Annotated in this window: 1 protein-coding gene; it reads right to left on the reverse strand. The window is 34.9% G+C overall.

Annotation, left to right across the window (positions count from 1 at the left end; translation table 11 throughout):
- Window positions 1-957, reverse strand: a 957-nt coding sequence (locus HNR32_RS13765) for an IS30 family transposase (protein WP_183863636.1), incomplete at its 3' end; no start/stop codon positions are given.
- Window positions 958-1116: the final 159 nt, after the last annotated feature.

Consider the following 1116-nt stretch of genomic DNA (forward strand, 5'->3'; position numbering starts at 1 on the left):
TTTTCTAGGTCTGGAATTAATAAGGTAAAGAACATCATCTAGTTCTTTTTGCGTAACGTTATGGAAATTAGTTCCTTTTGGAAAGAAAAATCGTAATATACCATTAGTACTTTCATTTGTTCCACGCTCCCAAGGTGCATGAGGATGAGCAAAATATACAGTAGTGTGCAATGTTTTTTCAATTTCTTTGAATAAGGCAAATTCTGAGCCATTATCCAGTGTAATAGTATGCACTATTTTGCCGTGAAGAGCTTTAACTAAAGCATCTTTGGTTTCTACTTTATTACGACTATTTAGTAAAGCTGCACATGTATAGCGGCTTTTGCGATCAACACAGGTAACTACTAAACCTTTGCCTATTGAACCATAAATTGTATCGCCTTCCCAATCACCTAAACGACTGCGATAATTAGCTTCTTCAGGGCGTTCATCAATTAAATGCTCAGGTTTTATCGTATTACTATTGCGGTTATGGTATTTTAAAGTACCATGTCTGCGTAAGTGTTTTTTCGCAGAACATTCTTTAATTATTTGTGGATGAACTTTGCTATTTATTAAAGCTCTATAAATAGTACAAAAACTTAATTTATCTGCTGGATGATCTATTCGCCAGCGTGCTGCAATTGTTTCTGGCGACCAGAATAATTTTAGTTTTTCTACAATCCATTCATACAACTTATGCTCACTAAGTAAACGAGATATTCTGTGGCATTTTTTTCTGCGTACTATATAGTCTACTGTTGCTTTCCAAGGATGATATTTTCCATTATTGTTACGATTTCTAATGATTTCTCTGCTAACACTTGATGGTGCATAATCCAGTATTTTAGCAATATACCTTATACTTTTTCCTTCTTTTAATAATTCTGATAGATTTTCTCGGTTTTCAAGTGTAAAATGATGATATGGTCTCATAATGTCATCTCCAGTATAAATGTTAGGTTTTGTCATCTTCATTTTACACTGTTTTGGCATTATGAGATTGTTTTTATTTCTGTTGCACTTGTTATTATAATCTGTCCCGGCAGTCTGGATCCGGAGAGGTATCTGGTGCTGTACCTTTCAGATTCCCAGCTTACACCGCGCTGGTTTTACAACGGATTGCTGCAACAGCTT

Source organism: Pectinatus brassicae, from assembly GCF_014201835.1.
In the GTDB taxonomy this organism is placed as follows: domain Bacteria; phylum Bacillota; class Negativicutes; order Selenomonadales; family Selenomonadaceae; genus Pectinatus; species Pectinatus brassicae.